This is a genomic window from Rurimicrobium arvi, assembly GCF_039540495.1.
Taxonomy (GTDB): Bacteria; Bacteroidota; Bacteroidia; order Chitinophagales; family Chitinophagaceae; genus Rurimicrobium; species Rurimicrobium arvi.
Map to the genome: position 1 here is coordinate 274,207 of NZ_BAABEZ010000024.1, position 17,222 is coordinate 291,428.

General features: G+C 50.0%; 12 protein-coding genes. 8 read left to right on the forward strand and 4 right to left on the reverse strand.

Annotated elements, in window-relative coordinates:
• Positions 1-26: 26 nt before the first annotated feature.
• Together ABD846_RS13735 and pheS are read right to left on the reverse strand one after the other, a co-directional pair.
• Positions 27-1,022: an NAD-dependent epimerase/dehydratase family protein gene (locus ABD846_RS13735; protein WP_344828202.1), complete on the reverse strand. Its 996-nt coding sequence runs from the start codon at positions 1,020-1,022 to the stop codon at positions 27-29.
• 24 nt (positions 1,023-1,046) lie between these two features.
• Complete coding sequence (gene pheS / locus ABD846_RS13740) at positions 1,047-2,075, reverse strand: phenylalanine--tRNA ligase subunit alpha (RefSeq protein WP_344828205.1); 1,029 nt, start codon at positions 2,073-2,075, stop codon at positions 1,047-1,049.
• A gap of 143 nt (positions 2,076-2,218) precedes the next feature.
• Between pheS and ABD846_RS13745 the strand changes: the two genes are divergently transcribed.
• From ABD846_RS13745 to ABD846_RS13770, 6 genes are all read left to right on the forward strand, one after another.
• A complete protein-coding gene (locus tag ABD846_RS13745) occupies positions 2,219-3,025 on the forward strand; it encodes an outer membrane protein assembly factor BamD (protein WP_344828208.1) in 807 nt (268 codons plus the stop codon).
• On the forward strand, positions 3,022-3,342 hold the full coding sequence (locus tag ABD846_RS13750) for a DNA-directed RNA polymerase subunit omega (protein ID WP_344828211.1): 321 nt from the start codon (positions 3,022-3,024) through the stop codon (positions 3,340-3,342). The genes ABD846_RS13745 and ABD846_RS13750 overlap by 4 nt, the downstream gene beginning before the upstream one ends.
• 107 nt (positions 3,343-3,449) lie before the next feature.
• On the forward strand, positions 3,450-4,142 hold the full coding sequence (locus tag ABD846_RS13755) for a YjjG family noncanonical pyrimidine nucleotidase (protein WP_344828214.1): 693 nt from the start codon (positions 3,450-3,452) through the stop codon (positions 4,140-4,142).
• A gap of 31 nt (positions 4,143-4,173) precedes the next feature.
• On the forward strand, positions 4,174-4,635 hold the full coding sequence (locus ABD846_RS13760) for a DUF1569 domain-containing protein (RefSeq protein WP_344828217.1): 462 nt from the start codon (positions 4,174-4,176) through the stop codon (positions 4,633-4,635).
• A 33-nt stretch (positions 4,636-4,668) separates the two neighbouring features.
• A complete protein-coding gene (gene mrdA / locus ABD846_RS13765; RefSeq protein ID WP_344828220.1) occupies positions 4,669-6,681 on the forward strand; it encodes a penicillin-binding protein 2 in 2,013 nt (670 codons plus the stop codon).
• A 12-nt stretch (positions 6,682-6,693) separates the two neighbouring features.
• The gene (locus tag ABD846_RS13770) at positions 6,694-8,043 is read left to right on the forward strand and encodes a dicarboxylate/amino acid:cation symporter (RefSeq protein ID WP_344828225.1); all 1,350 of its coding nucleotides are present in this window, start codon (positions 6,694-6,696) and stop codon (positions 8,041-8,043) included.
• A 77-nt stretch (positions 8,044-8,120) separates the two neighbouring features.
• Here ABD846_RS13770 and ABD846_RS13775 read toward each other — a convergent pair whose 3' ends face one another.
• Together ABD846_RS13775 and ABD846_RS13780 are read right to left on the reverse strand one after the other, a co-directional pair.
• Positions 8,121-10,082: a peptidylprolyl isomerase gene (locus tag ABD846_RS13775; RefSeq protein ID WP_344828228.1), complete on the reverse strand. Its 1,962-nt coding sequence runs from the start codon at positions 10,080-10,082 to the stop codon at positions 8,121-8,123.
• Positions 10,083-10,166: 84 nt separating this feature from the next.
• The gene (locus ABD846_RS13780) at positions 10,167-11,627 is read right to left on the reverse strand and encodes a redoxin domain-containing protein (RefSeq protein ID WP_344828231.1); all 1,461 of its coding nucleotides are present in this window, start codon (positions 11,625-11,627) and stop codon (positions 10,167-10,169) included.
• A gap of 176 nt (positions 11,628-11,803) precedes the next feature.
• On the opposite strand from ABD846_RS13780, the gene rlmD reads away from it, so the two are divergent.
• Together rlmD and ABD846_RS13790 are read left to right on the forward strand one after the other, a co-directional pair.
• Positions 11,804-13,216 (forward strand): 23S rRNA (uracil(1939)-C(5))-methyltransferase RlmD, encoded by a 1,413-nt coding sequence (gene rlmD, locus ABD846_RS13785; RefSeq protein ID WP_344828234.1) that lies wholly within the window; start codon positions 11,804-11,806, stop codon positions 13,214-13,216.
• A 41-nt stretch (positions 13,217-13,257) separates the two neighbouring features.
• The gene (locus ABD846_RS13790) at positions 13,258-16,089 is read left to right on the forward strand and encodes a M16 family metallopeptidase (protein WP_344828237.1); all 2,832 of its coding nucleotides are present in this window, start codon (positions 13,258-13,260) and stop codon (positions 16,087-16,089) included.
• The last annotated feature ends 1,133 nt before the right edge of the window (positions 16,090-17,222 follow it).

Below are 17,222 nucleotides of genomic sequence, written 5' to 3' on the forward strand. Positions count from 1 at the left end.
CTGCACTGTAATAAACGGGAGGAATGCTACGCATCCAGTTGTTGCCGGTACGCATCCGCCATGCGGCCGATGGTTTCATGTATGGGTGTATAGCGAAACTCCGGAAATGCAGTTAAGAATTTTGCGTTGTTGTAAAAGCAGCGGGTGCGGGCTGTGCGCGCCGTTTCCCGGGTAATGGTTACCGTCTTGCCTGTGAGCCGGCTGCGGAGTTCGTTCCAGCCTGCGATGATCTTCGTCGCCAGTTCCGGCGCTTCTTTATGCGGAGGACGTTTACCTAAAGCATTTGCCATCAGCGTGAAGATCTCGCGGTAACTGTGATTGCCTTCCGAAAGAATGAAACGCTCGGCGCTCACTTTGGACTGCAGTAACAATATAATTGCTGCAACCACGTCCTGTACGTCCACCCAGCCATTGATGCCTTCGGTGTAATAGGGGAATTCGCTGTCAGCGATCTTAAGTAATCGCGCGCTTCCCTTATCCCAGTCGCCTGCCCCGAGGATAATGGACGGATTGACCATCACTGCATCCAGTCCTTCCTCAATGCCACGCCATACCTCCATTTCCGACAGGAATTTGCTGCGTGCATAGGCCGTGTTGTTTTTGCTTTCCTCCCATACATCCGTTTCGGAAAGCGGATGATCCAGGTTGCCTCTGCCGAGCGTGGCGATAGAACTTACGTGCAGCATGCGTATGCCTGGGAATTCGAGGGCAACATTCACAAGATTGGCTGTTGTGTCGGCATTATCGCGGATCATCCTTTGCTTGTCGCTATGTGCAAAAGATACTTTCGCCGCGCAATGACAGATATGGGTTATGCCTTCCAGGGCTTCACGGATCGCGAAAACATCCAGCAGGTCACATTGCATCCATTGGACACCGGGCAACTGCAGCAGCCCGCCTTCAGGCTTATTGTTGTGATACAATGCCCTTACGCTGTGACCGGCTTTGCTCAATGCGCGCACCAGGTGAGTTCCGAGGAATCCACTGGCTCCGGTAACAAGCATCACGGGGTTTTCTTTCAATCTGTAAAACTTACGGTAAGGAGATTATTCTATGGCCTGAAACTGGCGCAGGAAACGTACATCATTCTGGGAATACAGGCGCAGGTCATTTACCTGGTAACGGATCTGGGTAATGCGTTCCACGCCCATGCCGAATGCAAAACCGGAGTAGACCTCAGGATCTATCCCGAAATTGCGCAGCATGTTCGGATGTACCATACCGCAACCCAATATCTCCACCCAGCCCGTATGCTTGCACAGGCTGCAGCCTTTACCACCGCACACCGTGCAGGAAATATCCATTTCCGCACTCGGTTCTGTGAACGGAAAATAAGAAGGACGGAAACGTACTTTGGTATCCGGCCCGAACATTTCCGTTACAAAATGATATAAAGTCTGCTTCAGGTCCGCAAACGAAACGCCTTTGTCGATATAAAGCCCTTCGCACTGATGGAAGAAGCAATGCGCCCTTGCACTGATCGTTTCATTGCGGTATACACGTCCGGGACATACCACGCGCAGGGGCAGTTCGCTCTGCTCCAGCATGCGGGCCTGTACGGAAGAAGTATGCGTGCGTAATACCCAATCGGGGTTGGTAGCCACATAAAATGTATCCTGCATATCACGCGCAGTGTGGTTTTCCGGCATGTTCAGGGAAGTGAAGTTGTGCCAGTCATCTTCGATCTCCGGACCTGTCGCTACGCTGAATCCCAGCTTTTCGAAGATGGAGACGATTTTATTTTCCACCATCCGCAATGGATGGCGCGTGCCCAACGGAATGCTGGTTCCGGGCAGACTCAGATCTATATTGTTGTCGTTTTTCTTTCCGGATTGCTGCAGGTGGGCAAACGATTCAAAGCGTGCTTCCACCGACTGCTTGAACGCATTCAGCATCTGGCCGGCCTCTTTTTTTAATTCAGCCGGTACTTCTTTCATCGAGGCAAGCAGTTCTTTCACCAGTCCTTTCGTTCCCAGAAAACGGATACGGAACTGCTCGAGTTCAGCGGCGCTTTTTGCCTGAAAATCATTTACTTCTGCCTGTAATGCGGCAATTTTCTGCTGTAAATCCTGCATAGGCTGCAAATATAGTCGATTGACGGCAGAATCCCTTGCAGCAGAAGCCGTTTCACAGCCGTAAGCAGAGGGTTGCGGTTTTAACACTGATTTTCGAAACAGATTAGGATTTTGCCCTGTCATTTCGTATTTTTGCGCCTCTTATGAATGTACGCAAGTCTTTGCTTATCACCGTTTGCGGCTTCGGTTTACTTCTTGCTTCCTGTGGCGGCTTCGAAAAAGTCAGACGCAGTAAAGATGTAAACTACCGGTTGGCAATGGCGTATAAATATTTCGACAAGAAAGAATATTTGCACGCAAACGAGCTGTTCAAAGACCTGATGCCCGTAATGAAGGGGACGAAGAACTTCGAGGCGATGCTGTATAAGTTTGCTTATTCCTACTACAATCTCAGGGACTGGAACAATGCTTCGTACTATTTCAAGTTCTTTACCGAAGTGTTTCCGAACTCCGTTCACACTGAAGAGGCTTCTTTCCTGCACGCTTATTCGATCTACCGTATGTCGCCCAAAGTGACCGTCATGCAGACAAACACCGAAAAGGCGCTGGAGGTAATGCAGAAGTTTATCAATGATCACCCGGACAGCAAGAGCGTGGATCTGGCTAAAGGCTATATCGTTGAAATGCAGGATAAACTGGAGGAAAAGGCAGCGCTTGCCGCCAAACTGTATTACGATATCAGTCAGTACCGGGCCGCCACCGTGGTGTACCGCAACGTACAGAATGATTTCCCCGCTTCAAAGCGCATGGACGAATACCAGTTCATGATCGTGAAGGCGCATTACAAATTTGCCAAAGAGAGCATAAAAGACAAACAGGAAGAGCGTTACGTTAACGTGATCAATGCATATCAGGAGATGGTCGATAACTGGCCGAACTCAAAATATATCAAAGACGCGGAAAAATACTTTACCTTAGCAAGCATCAATTTAAAAAAAATCAAAAAATGAGTATCAATAAAAAAGCACTCGCAGCTGTAAACCCACTGATCGAAACACGCGATGTAACCGCGATCAAAGGAAAAACAGGCAATATTTACGAAAGTATTGTTGTAATGGCGCGCCGTGCAGGTCAGATCTCTGTTGTAGTGAAAGAAGAGTTACATAAAAAACTGGAAGAGTTCGGCAGCCATACTGATAACCTCGAGGAAATTCACGAAAACAAAGAACAGATCGAGATCTCCCGCATGTACGAGCGTCTCGCTAACCCTTCTCTGCAATCGCTGACAGAATTCAACGACGATAAAATCTACTATCGTAAAAAATAGTTTTTGAAGGCATAACAGAGCGCAGCAATCGGCTCCAATGCGATTGCTGCGCTTTTTGGTTGCATCTTTTTTCTTTCTTGCCCGGACAGGGCTTTTTTCGTTTTATCGTGTACAAGCATCTTTTTTTCGATCTGGATCATACGCTCTGGGATTTTGACACGAATTCCCGGGAAACCATGCTGCGTATATACCGCCTTTTCGACCTGGAGTCGCGCGGCATTACTGATTTCGATGCTTTCTACAACGTATACAACGGTCACAACGACCGCCTCTGGGGCCGTTTCCGCAAAGGATTTATCAAACGCGATGAGCTGCGCTGGAAGCGTATGTGGCATACACTCCTGGATTTCCAGGTGCCGCATACACAGACCGCTCACGAAATGAGCAGTGCTTACTTAGAGATACTGCCCACCCAGAAAGCACTTATCCCCAATGCAAAGGAGGTGCTTGAATATTGCAGCAGCAAATACAAGCTCCACATCATTACCAATGGTTTCGAAACCACCCAAACGCAAAAGCTGGTGCAGTGCGGACTGAAGCAGTATTTTTCCGAACTGATCACGTCCGAAAAAAGCAATGCTATTAAACCGCAGCGTGACATATTCCTGTATGCACAGCAGGCTGCCGGAGCAGGTGATGCAAACGAATGCCTGATGATCGGCGATGCGCTGGAAATAGATGTGCTCGGCGCCATGGGAGCCGGCTGGGATGCTGTGTACTTTAATCCCGGTAAAATTGTGCACAGCGCAAAGCCTACCTACGAAATAGACGCATTACAGGCACTTCTGTCAATTGTATAAATAGTATTTTTACGCTTAAAATCTCCTCTTTATGGCTTTACCACAGGTTTTCTCCAGAGAAGTTACCGATGAGCTCGTTGCGCGCATTGGAAAGTTAAGCCCCGAAAGTCGTGCCCTGTGGGGCAAGATGAATGTAAGCCAAATGCTGGCCCATTGCAACGTTACCTACGAAATGGTGTATGAGCCGGAAAGGCACCGCAAGCCCGGAGGCATTATGAAATGGATGTTGCGCAAAATGGTGAAACCGAAAGTAGTGGGCGAGCAGCCGTACAAACAGAACAATCCTACCGCACCGCAATTCATTATCAGCGATCAGCGCGAATTCAGCAACGAAAAGCAAAGACTCGAATCCTACCTGCATAAGACACAGGAGCTGGGCGCTTCCTGGTTCGACGGCCGCGAATCGCATTCCTTCGGCGCATTGAATGCAACGGAATGGAACAATATGTTTTATAAACATCTGGATCATCATCTGAAACAATTTGGCGTATAAGTCCTTACAGACTACTAATTTCTCCCTGCAGCGATGGCGATAGCGGCTAATTCCAGAGAACTCGTTCTGAAGATCATTTTTGTGATGGTGGCAATAGTCATATTGTCACGCCTTTTTTTCCTGCAGTTATTCGAGGATAAATACAAGGTGATGGCGAACGATATTGCTATCCTCCGTAAGGTTGTCTACCCGCCGCGTGGTGTGATTTACGACCGGAAGGGCAGGGTGATGCTGAACAACCAGGTTGTGTACGACCTGGTGGTAACTCCGGTGGAGACGCGCAAAAATTTCGATACTGCCCGTCTTTGCGAGGCACTCGATATCGATGTGCCTGCATTCGAGAAACTGATGAAGAGGGCCGTCAACAAAGGCGGATGGGTGCGCCAGACCGTATTTCTCGAAGAACTTTCACCCGCGCAGGCGGCACGTTTCCAGGAAAATATATTTTTGTTTAACGGCTTCCAGATGGTAGAGCGTAATATCCGTTCGTATCCCAATCCGAATGCTGCGGTAGTGCTTGGCTACATCGGTGAGGTATCTCCCGCCATGCTGCGCAAAGACCGTTTCAGAAGCTACAATCAGGGAGATTATGTGGGTATCGACGGACTCGAACAGCAATATGAAGAAGTGCTGCGGGGCCAGCGGGGAATCTACTTCGTGGAGAAAGATAATTTCAACCGCCCGCGGGATTCCTATAAAGGCGGTATGCTGGATACTCCGGCCCAGGGAGGACGCAGCATCGAACTATACCTTGATGCGGAGCTACAGGCTTACGGAGAAAAGCTGATGGGCAATAAGCTGGGCAGCATTGTGGCAATCGATCCGGAAACGGGCGGTATCCTCGCAATGGTGAGCAGCCCTTCCTACGATCCCAACCTGCTTACCGGTAAAGAACGCTCCAAGAATTTCGGCAAGCTGTTCATGGACGCAACCAAGCCTTTGTTCAACCGGGCAATGAAAGGGTCGTACAATCCCGGCTCCACGCAAAAGCCGTTGACGGCCCTTGTGGCGCTCGACGAACATGTGATCACTCCGGCCTATGGCTATCCGTGCAGCGGCGGTTATTATGCCTGCGGCAAACGTATCGGATGTACGCACAGCGGTGGTGGCCACGCGGCTAATCTGCGGCTCGCATTAGCCAACTCCTGCAACTCTTACTTTTGTCATATCTACCGCCTTTCCGTCGATAAACGGGAGTTTGGTAATGTAAAGAACGGACTCCACAAGTTTTACCAGCATATGTACGATTTCGGTCTGGGGCATCCGCTGGGCGTAGACCTGCCGCACGAAACCGGTGGTACTTTGTTTGATACGAAAGATTACGACAAGATGTACAATGGTTCCTGGAATTCCTGCACCAACGTATTTATCGGAATGGGACAGGGAGAGATCGCCAGTACACCTTTACAGATGGCCAATTCCATGTGCATCATCGCCAATCACGGTTACTATTACACACCGCACTTTGTAAAATCGGTTGCCAAAAATCCGAGAGACCCGATACTGGCACCGTATCTTAAAAAGCATGAAGTGACCCATATCGCAGATTCGGCTTTTGCGATCGTTGGACTGGGGATGATGGATGTGGTGAACAAAGGAACCGGAACCGTAGCGCGCCTTCCTGATGTGGAAGTCTGCGCGAAAACCGGGACTGTGGAAAATAAGGCGATTGTAAACGGTCAGGTGATGAAGCTGCAGAACCACTCCATGTTCGTAGCCTTTGCACCGCGTGTACATCCGAAAATTGCGATTGCGGTATGTGTCGAAAACTCGGGTTATGGTGCTACCTGGGCCGGTCCTATAGCGAGCCTGATGATCGAGAAATATCTGTTCGATACTGTTGCCAGCAACCGGAAGTCGCTCGAAGAAAGAATGTTCAATGCACAGCTTATACCGCGTTACACTTATGTGATCGATTCTGCACGCAGATTGCGCGATCGCCTTATCTGGGAACGTAAGGTACAGCAGAAGCGTTTTGCAGATAGTATCCGGCATTATCAGGATTCGCTGATGATCCACCAATGGATCAAAAAGAACCTGATGTAACACACAACTACTATGGCACATCATCAACCGGCAGCTCCGCGCAGGAATCGGCTTACATTGTATATTTTCATCGCACTCGCGGCGGGTATAGCGCTGGGCTTTCTGCTGAACCGGCAATACATTTCCGGCTACAAAGAAGCTATCGGTGCATTGGACCGGCTGCAGTCCGGCAACCCCGCAAATGCGGCATCTGTTGCAGCGGAAAAATCTGCGCTCCAGCTGCGCATGGATGAGGTTACCGATCCGTTTTCGCTTGTGGCCGATATTTTCCTGAAGCTCATCAAGATGATCGTGGCTCCGCTTGTATTCACCACTTTGGTGGTAGGTGTGGCAAAGCTCGGAGATATTAAGTCCGTGGGCCGTATTGGTGGTAAAAGCCTGCTGTGGTTCTTCTGCGCTTCTTTCCTGAGTCTTGCTCTAGGCATGTTCTGGGTCAATTTTTTCGAACCGGGAGCTCAGATGCATCTGCCCTTACCGGGTGAACACGCGGTGGTCGATCTGCAGAAAAGTGCTTTTTCGCTCAGGAATTTTTTAGGGCACGTATTTACCGCCAGTATTATCGACTCATTTGCGCGCAACGAGATATTGCAGATAGTGGTGTTCTCCCTCCTGTTCGGTACAGCAGCTGCCGCACTGGGGGAGCGGGCACAGGGAGTGATCCATTTCTTCGAAGTATTGTCGGAGATCATCCTGAAGATTACAGGCTATATCATGAATATCGCACCCCTTGCCGTGTTCTGTGCGATGACTGCCGTAATAGCGAAGCAGGGCGTCGGCATTCTTAAAACCTATTCTTTATTCATCGGGGAGTTTTACCTCGGACTCGGATCGCTCTGGCTGGTGCTGTTGCTGATCGCGTTTCTGTTTCTCGGGAAAAAGGTCTTTGCACTTATGAGGCGAATGAAAGATCCGGCCTTGCTGGCTTTCAGCACCAGCAGCTCGGAAGCGGCATTTCCCAAAATGATGATCGAGCTGGAGCGCTTCGGATGCGGGAAGAAAATTGTCAGTTTTGTGCTGCCGCTGGGATACTCCTTCAATCTCGACGGATCTATGATGTATATGACTTTCGCGGCGATGTTCATCGCGCAATCTTACGGTATGCACCTGCCGCTGGCTACACAGTTCAGTATGCTGATGGTATTGATGCTCACCAGTAAAGGAATTGCGGGTGTGCCGCGCGCATCGCTGGTAGTGATTGCCGGAGCGCTTGGTACTTTTCATATACCTGAAGCCGGTCTGGCATTATTGCTCGGCATAGATCCGATACTTGACATGGGCCGCAGCGCAACGAATGTAGTCGGCAATAGTATCGCCACTTCGGTGATCTCCAAATGGGAGGGAGATCTCGGGCATGAAGCGTAAGGTATAATCAACATAAAAATCAACGGGGCAACTGTAATACAGCTGCCCCGTTTGATTTGCGGCCACAGGCCGTTCGCTTATTTGGAGATTTTCTTCAGTTCCGGTTCGTTGATCTTTACCGGGTATTTGGAGCGCAGCAACGCATTCCAGTCCTTTTCCAGTTTATCCTGGTAAGCTGATATAACGTATCCTTTTGCCTCCGTAAAAGATTTATCGCTTGGCTGCGTGAATACTTCATCTGCCTTTACCACGATGTACGCATCGCCTTTTTTCACAGGTTCAGATAATTTACCTGCTGTGATTTTAGACTGCGGTACATCGCTGTATTTGGCGAACTCGAAGTGACCGGTCTGTATTGCTACCGCATCGTGCTGATTCGCGGTATTCAGTGTTTTAGACAATTCTTCGTTTGTGATGTCTTTCTTCTGCAGCAATTTCTGGCCTTCTTTCAGGGCTGCTTCATCTTTGAATGTGTACACTGTGCCTTTAAAACCGGGCTGCCATTTGTATTTGTCTTTCTGTGTTTCGTAGAAAGTCTTCAGTCCGGTACTGTCTTTTGCGGCTTTACCCCATACATTACGGTCCATGAGTTCAAACAGCATAATACCATCGCGGTATTCCTGCATCAGGCTTTTGAATTCCGGGTTGCTTTCCACCAGCTTATGTTCCTGGAAGTCGGTTACCACCTGGTTTTCATACATGCCGTACAATTCGCGGAACACGCCTTGTTTCTGGTCGCCCGCGGTGATATGCCCACGCGTCACACCCACTGCGTAAGTGATAAAGTCGTTTTGCGTGTAGTTTTTGCCTGCGAGCGTAAACAGCGTATTGTTGCCACCCGTCGGGAAGTTGGCCCCGGAGAATTTTCCGGCATCTTTACCCGTGTCGGCAATGGAGTTCAATTGCGCCATCATGCTTTCCAATGCTGCATTATTGGCTTTGAATCCGTTGCTTTCACGCACTTTTACGAAATACTGATCACGTGCCTGCTGTGCGCGACCATCGTTTTCCACCTTCGATTTCAGTTCTTTACGTACAGAATCGAAAGGTCTTACCGGGTATCGCTCTATCAGTTTGATGATGTGGTAGCCGTATTCTGTTTTCAGCGGCTGTGTGAAATCACCTGGTTTTTTCAGTGCAGCGATCGCTTCGTCCATAGAAGCAATGCTGTTGCCCGCGCCATACAGAGGCAATTCCCCGTTTTTGTCTTTAGAGAATTTGTCGTCTGAATATTTTTGTACCAGCTGCTCAAAAGGCACACCTTTTTTCAGTTCGCGCACAATTGTGTCGGCTTTCAGTTTCGCCGTAGCTTCCCCTGCCTCGCCTGCTGATTTAGGAGTAGCAATCAGGATCTGGGCTATTTTCGCCTGACCGCGTGCCGGACGGCGGTCGATCACTTTCAGGATATGATATCCGAACGGAGTACGGAACGGAGCCGATACTTTGCCAACCGGAGTGCTGTAAGCCACGTTCTCAAACGGATAAACCGTCTGCAAACCGGTAAAAAAGCCGATATCTCCGCCATTGGCTTTGGAGCCGCGATCGTCAGACATGGATTTTGCCACATCGGCAAAGGTCGCTTTCCCTGTGCTGATGGCAGTGTACACACTATCCATGCGCTTCCTGATAACGGTAGTGTCGGTGCCCGGTGAAGTCACGAAAAGAATATGGGCAACGTGTACCTCTTCTTTGGTACGGTCGTAAGCTTCCTGGATAAGGCGGTTTACCATCACTTCATCCGTAAGGTAATTGCGCGCCAGCTGTTTGCGATAGTTGGTGATCTCGCTGGAAACGGAAAGGCTTGTATCCAGGTTCTGTAATTCCGCTTCTTTTACCTTCATGCGGAACAGCGAATAGAGATCGATATATTCTCTCAGGGCCGTTTCCGAATAGTCTGCTTTGGCTGCGTTGTTTTTGCGATATACCCGCAGGAATTCTTCGCTGCTTACCGGTGTGTCGCCAAAGGTGAAAAGTGTCTGCGCAAAACTGTTTCCGTAAAATGCTGCCAGCAGCGTTCCGGTCAACAAGATTTTCTTCATAATCGCTTAAAAGGATCTTTTAATGGTAATAAAAAACGATGTGTCTTAAAAAGAATTTAAGACACATCTGCAAGTTTACGATTTTTATTTGGAACTCGTTTTCTTCTTTTCCGCCTCCTGCTTATCCAGCATTTCTATCAGCGTGGCAATATTTGAATGGTCGATCGTCTTACCGCGGATAATACCTTTATCATCCAGCAGGTAAATGGTCGGGTTCACGATTGCATTGTACATCGCTTTGTAATTGCTCTTGCGCTCCGGATCGTAGATATGTACCCAGTCTTTAAGGTCATGTTTTTTGATGAATTCTTTCCAGGCCGGTATCGCGTCTTCGGTACAGATGCCGATGATCTTCACGCCTTTTGCTTTCAGATGCTCCGCACGATAAACCGAGTCGATCAGCGGAATCTCTTTCTGACAGTGACCGCAGGTAGGGTCCCACATTACCAGGAGTTTGTATTTGGATTTGATGTCCGCTACTGAAACTTCGTTCTTGCCGGAAGAATCTTTCATTACGATATTGTAACCCACATTACCGATCAGGTTCGGAGCCAGTTCGCGGGCATGATTCAGGTGCTTCTGCAGCAGGTCCTGGCTCAGCCAGTCGGCATCACCTTTGGCGTAGTACGTGTTTACCAGGTGCACGTAGGCCTTATCCATACCCATTACCTTGCTCTCCTGCGTATAAGTGGCCAGCCAGGAAAGGGTGTAGTTAAACAGGTCGCCGGTACCGCGTGTCTGCGCAAGGATCCAATCCGATTCTTTGATCACGGAATCAGGAACGGGGATGATCAGTCGCTCGAAATATTCTTTGAGGCGTGAATCGTAAAGCGGCGTATTGATCATACGCGGGTCTCTCAGATCGAAATTATCCCAGTAATGCGTTTTATAATACCTGTAGGCATAATCCTTGTCTTCCTCGCCATTCGCCAGGAAGTGTTTTTCTTCAGGTACTTTCGGCAGTTCCAGTCCTTTAAATACTTTCGACAGGAAACTGTTGGGGTTTTTAGTGTTGTAGTCGTTGCGCCAGCTCATGAGCGACTTCATTTTCTCACTCATTTTATCCTTAATGGCAGCGCTGTCCACGCTGTTTTTAGCCTTGGCCAGCTGTGCGTTGAGCGCCTGATGTTCTTCGCCCACATTACGCACAAAGTCTTCATATTTGAAGAATGCCTCGTTTTCGGGAGAGTTTTTGACAGACACACCGCGTGCAGGCAGGAGGTTGATATCGTCTACATTGATCACGAGATCGTCACCATTGTTCAGCAGGAACTCGAAGTAAGTGGATCTGTCGGAAAGCATGATCATATACATGCCGCCGGTGATTTTTTTGGTGCTGCTGAGTATCCCGGAGCCTGTCTTATCGAGGTTGCCGGAATCGTTCTTGTAGATAGTGGGGAGCGGTTTGGCAAAGTAATGGGCGAGGTAAAATCCGGAATCTCTCAGATTCTTAAATTTCAGTTGGATGCGATAGCCATCCTTTGCCATTGCAGTGCCGAAAGATGCTGCCAGCAGGGCAGAAGCGCAGAGCAATTTTTTCATCATTGTTTTCATTGTTTAGCAATAATTGGGTGAAAATAGAGGTTTTACAGGAATGTTGTTCATGATTTCTGTTTCCTTCCGGAAATCAGCATGTTACCAAAAATACCTGAATCACACGCTTTCAACCAATTTTATGTTCTTAATTTGCAACTTATTAACCACAGTAAAAATTTCTTTTTTTGGGACGGAACAAGAGGGTAGAAGTCAGCGGATTGCCGATCGTGAGTTATGCCGCCGAAGGGCGCTGTATCGGGCACTTGCCGGACGGTAAAGTTGTTTTTGTAGAAAATGCAGTACCCGGCGACGTGGTAGACGTTCGCATCACCAAGAGTAAAAAATCATTTGCCGAGGGCCGCATGCTCCGGCTCGTTACCCCTTCTCCCGACAGGATCGTGCCTTTTTGCGAACACTTCGGCGTATGCGGCGGCTGCAAATGGCAGATGCTGCCCTATGAAAAGCAGCTCGAATATAAGCAACAGCAGGTGGCCGATCAGATGAAACGCATCGGTCATGTAGCACTCCCCGAAATGGAACCGATCTCCGGGAGCACGTTGCAGCGTCTGTACCGCAATAAACTGGAATTTACATTCTCCAGCAAACGGTTCCGCACCAATGAGGAACTGACAGCGGCTGGAGATGCCGAATTTGCTCCGGAATCTGCACTGGGTTTTCATGCGCCCGGATTGTTTGATAAAGTGGTACCGATCAATACCTGCCACCTTCAGCCGGAACCTACCAATAAGATCCGCAATTTCCTGCGCGACTATACCAGGGAGCATCAGCTCAGTTATTATGATTTCCGTGCGCACACAGGCTTTATGCGCAACCTCATGATCCGTGTCACCACTACCGGCGAAGTGCTGGTGAATGTCGTGTTTGGCGAAGACGATGCACAGGTGCGCGGGGACATGTTTGCGAAGCTGCTTGCTATCGCGCCGGAAATATCCACGCTGTGCTACACCATCAACACCAAGTGGAACGACAGTATCTACGATCTGGAAATACACACGTATCACGGCAAAGGCTTCATCACGGAAAAGCTGGAAGACTTTACCTTTAATATATCCCCGAAATCTTTCTTTCAGACCAATAGCACACAGGCAGAAACCCTCTACCGCATTACAAGGGACTTTGCCGGACTCAACGGTTCTGAAGTACTGTACGATCTGTATTGCGGTACGGGCAGCATCGGCATTTTCTGTTCCAAAGGTGCGCGCAAGGTGATCGGTATAGAAGTGATCGAACAGGCTATTGAAGATGCAAAAGTAAACGCCGCACAAAACGGAATCGGTCATGCCCTGTTCTACGCCGGGGATGTTGCCGCGATCTGTACCGATGCATTCTTTGAAGAGCATGGCAAGCCGGATGTGATCATCACCGATCCGCCCCGCGCAGGTATGAGCGAAAAGCTCGTGCAGCAATTGCTGAAGATGCGTGCGCCGAAGATTGTGTATGTCAGCTGTAACCCTGCCACGCAGGCACGCGACCTGGCATTGCTGGATGAAGCTTACCGGATAGACCGTATGCGGCCCGTGGATATGTTCCCGCATACGCACCACATAGAAAATGTGGTATTACTCACATTGCGCTAGGCGCTCTATATTTACCCGAAATTCTAATAATACAACTATAAATGAAAAAAGTTCTTACGCTGGCCATGGGGCTAAGCCTCAGCATCCCCGCTTCGGTGTGGGCACAGGCAAAACTCGTGGAAAAGGTAACCCGCTCGGGCAACGAAGTGGTGATCCCTTACGAAAAATACAAGCTGCCCAACGGCCTTACGGTCATCATCCATGAAGACCATTCCGACCCGATTGTGCATGTGGACGTTACCTACCATGTGGGTTCTGCGCGTGAGCAGATCGGCAAATCCGGCTTTGCACACTTCTTTGAGCATATGATGTTTCAGGGATCGGACAATGTGGCCGACGAGCAGCATTTTAAACTGATCACCGAAGCGGGTGGTACGCTCAACGGTACCACCAACCGCGATCGTACCAACTATTTCGAAACAGTACCGAGCAACCAGCTCGAGAAAATGCTGTGGCTGGAGGCCGACCGTATGGGCTTCCTGCTGAATGCCGTTACGCAGCAGAAGTTTGAAGTGCAGCGCGCTACCGTGAAAAACGAGCGTGGCCAGAACTACGACAACCGTCCCTACGGACTGGTAAGCGAGGTGAGCGCCAAGAACGTATATCCTTACGGGCACCCTTACTCATGGCTTACCATCGGCTATATCGAAGACCTGAACCGTGTGAATGTAGACGATCTGAAAAACTTCTTCCTGCGCTGGTATGGTCCCAATAATGCGGTACTCACCGTAGGCGGCGATGTGAAAACTGCCGATGTGCTGAAAATGGTCGAAAAATATTTCGGTTCCATTCCGGCAGGTCCGGCGGTAAGCCCGGTAAAGCTGGCCTTGCCCAAGATCAGCAAAGACCGTTACGTGTCTATGACCGATAATTACGCTAAAGTACCGATGCTGCGCATGGTGTTTCCCACGCCGCCTCAGTTCAGCAAAGACGAAGCGCCGCTGGATTGCTTTGCAGAAATTCTCGGACAGGGCAACAACTCAATCCTGTATAAAAACCTCGTGAAAACGCAAAAGGCAGTAAACGTAAGCGTGTTCAACAGCGCTACCGAGTTGTCCGGTGAATTTACAATCTCAGTAACTCCTTTCCCCGGTCAAAAGCTTTCTGATATAGAAAAAGCGGTACGTGAATCTATCGAAGAATTTGCGCAGCGCGGTCCTACAGCCGATGAGATCGAGAAGTTCCGTAATCAGCAGGAATCCGGTATCATCTACGACCTCGAAAGCGTTTCACAGAAAGTATCCAAACTTGCATCCTTCCAGACCTTTACCGGTAACGCGAATAATATCGGCAACGAACTCAAGCGCTACACCAGCGTTAACCGCGAAGATGTGATGCGTGTATTCGACCAGTATATCAAAGGACAGCATTGCCTGGTGCTGAGTGTGCTCACCAAGACAGAGCCGGACAACCGCGCCGCTGCCGATAATTACACCGTGGACAGCAATGGCTACAAAGCTCCCGACTATGGCTATGCGAGCCTGAAATACAATAAGGCGAAAGATAATTTCGACCGTTCCAAAGTGCCCGTTGCAGGAACCAACCCTAAGGTAAATGTGCCTGCGCTGTGGATGGACAAGATGAACAACGGCAGCATTAAAGTGATCGGAACAGCCGATGCGGAAATGCCTGTGGTAAACATACAGATCCAACTCAAAGGCGGTCAGCTTACAGATCCGGAAAACAAAACCGGACTGGCCAACCTGTTTGCCGCAATGATGAATGAGGATACCAAAAACTATTCTGCCGAAGCGTTTACTACGGAGCTGCAGAAACTCGGCAGCGAGATATCGGTAGGAGTAGGGAACGACGCTGTGGAAGTAAATGTCAAATGCCTGAGCAAAAACTTCCGTCAGACAATGGCCCTGGTGGAAGAGCGTATGCTTCGCCCGGTATTCCTGGACAAAACATTTGAATCGCGCCGCAAGCGTACCGTAGAAGGTATCAAGAGCGCTATGAACCAGCCTGCTTATGTGGCAAGCCGCGTGTATGAGCACGTATTGTACGGCGATAATAACATCCTGGGCATGAACCCCAGCGAGAAGACGCTGAACAACATTACGCTCGACGATATCAATGCTTATTACAACAATTACTTCAACTCCCGCGACGTAAAAGTGGTAGTGGTGGGCGATGTGCAACCCAAAGATGCCGTAGCAGCGCTCGGCTTCCTGAATCAGTTGCCTGCAAAAGAAGTGACGATGCCTGCTATTGCCAGTGCACCGGCAGTAAACGGTACTACGGTTTATTTTGTAGACGTACCCAAAGCGGCACAGACAGAGTTCCGAGTGGGAGTAGTTACCGGTCTGCATTACGATGCAACGGGCGACTTCTACAAATCGGGTGTGGTGAACTATCCGTTCGGCGGAGCATTCAACAGCCGCCTGAACCTCTACCTGCGCGAAGACAAAGGATGGACGTACGGAGCGCGTTCCGGATTTAACGGAGACGAATATACCGGAACATTCACCTTCAGCGCGGGCATTAAAGCCGCAGCTACCGATTCTGCACTGGCAGATGTACTGCGCATCATGAAGGATTACAGATCCGGCGGCATGACCGCAGAAGAGCTTGCGTTTACCAAGAGCTCTATCGGACAAAGTGAGGCGCGTAAATATGAGTCCGGCGGACAAAAGGCAGCCTTCCTGTCCCGTATTCTTTCCTACAACCTGTCTGCAAGCTACCCGGCCGATCAGAACCGCATTCTGGAAGAGATGACGCTCGATCAGGCAAATGCTTTAGCCTCCGGTCGTGTACCCGCAACCGACAAACTGGTAGTGGTGCTGGTAGGAGATAAAGAGAAATTGTGGGATCGCGTAAAAGTACTGGGCTACCCTGTGGTGGAACTCGACCGCGAAGGGAACCGCAAATAATTGCTCATGTTTTAATTGAATGAAAAGGCTGCCCGCGGGCGGCCTTTTTTGTTGCCTGCCTGGAGGGATTCGCTCCGTATTGGGCACCGCCCATCTTTCGGGTCATTGCGAGATGCGCATAGCCCTTCGCAGAGGTGCATCGAAGCAATCTTTCCCTGCACGCTGCTCGCACACGCTGTATTCTCCTCCATTGGAGGGGATAGGGGCGGGTTTCTGGTTTCGGGTCATTGCGAGATGCGCATAGCCCTTCGCAGAGGTGCATCGAAGCAATCTTTACTCGCACGCCGCCCGCACACGCTGGTTTCCCTCCTGATAGCTTCGGGATGGAGGGGATGGGGGTGTGGGTTTCCGGTTTCGCGTCGTTGCGAGATGCGCATAGCCCTTCGCAGAGGGGCATCGAAGCAATCTTTCCTCGCACGCCGCTCGCACACGCTGGTTTCCCCTCCATGGAGGGGATAGGGGTGGGTTTCCGGTTTCGCGTCGTTGCAAGATGCGCATAGCCCTTCGCAGAGGGGCATCGAAGCAATCTTTCCTCGCACGCCGCTCGCACACGCTGTATTCTCCTCCATTGGAGGGGATAGGGGCGGGTTTCCGGTTTCGGGTCATTGCGAGATGCGCATAGCCCCTCGCAGAGGTGCATCGAAGCAATCTTTCCTCGCACGCTGTCCTCACACGCTGGTTTCCCCTCCCGATAGCTTCGGGATGGAGGGGATAGGGGTGGGTTTCCGATTTCGGGTCATTGCGAGATGCGCATAGGCCTTCGCAGAGGTGCATCGAAGCAATCTTTCCTTACACGCCGCTCGCACACGCTGGTTTCCCCTCCCGATCCCGATCCCGATAGCTATCGGGATCGGGATCAGGATCAGGATACGCGAGGGGAGTCCGGAACTAACTGTGCCGTGTCCGGAACTAAACCCGGTTGAGTTCGGAAGTCCCCCGGGGAGTTACTGAACTCAGTGCGCGGTGTTCCGGACTCCGTTCACCGTGTTCTGAACTCAGAGCGCCGTGTCCGGAACTAAACCCGATTGAGTTTGGAAGTCCCCCAGGGGGGATACAGAACTCCGTCGACTCAGCTCAGAACTGAGTGAGTTTAGTTCGGGACTCAGTCGGCTTAGTTCAGAAGTGGGGGGGGG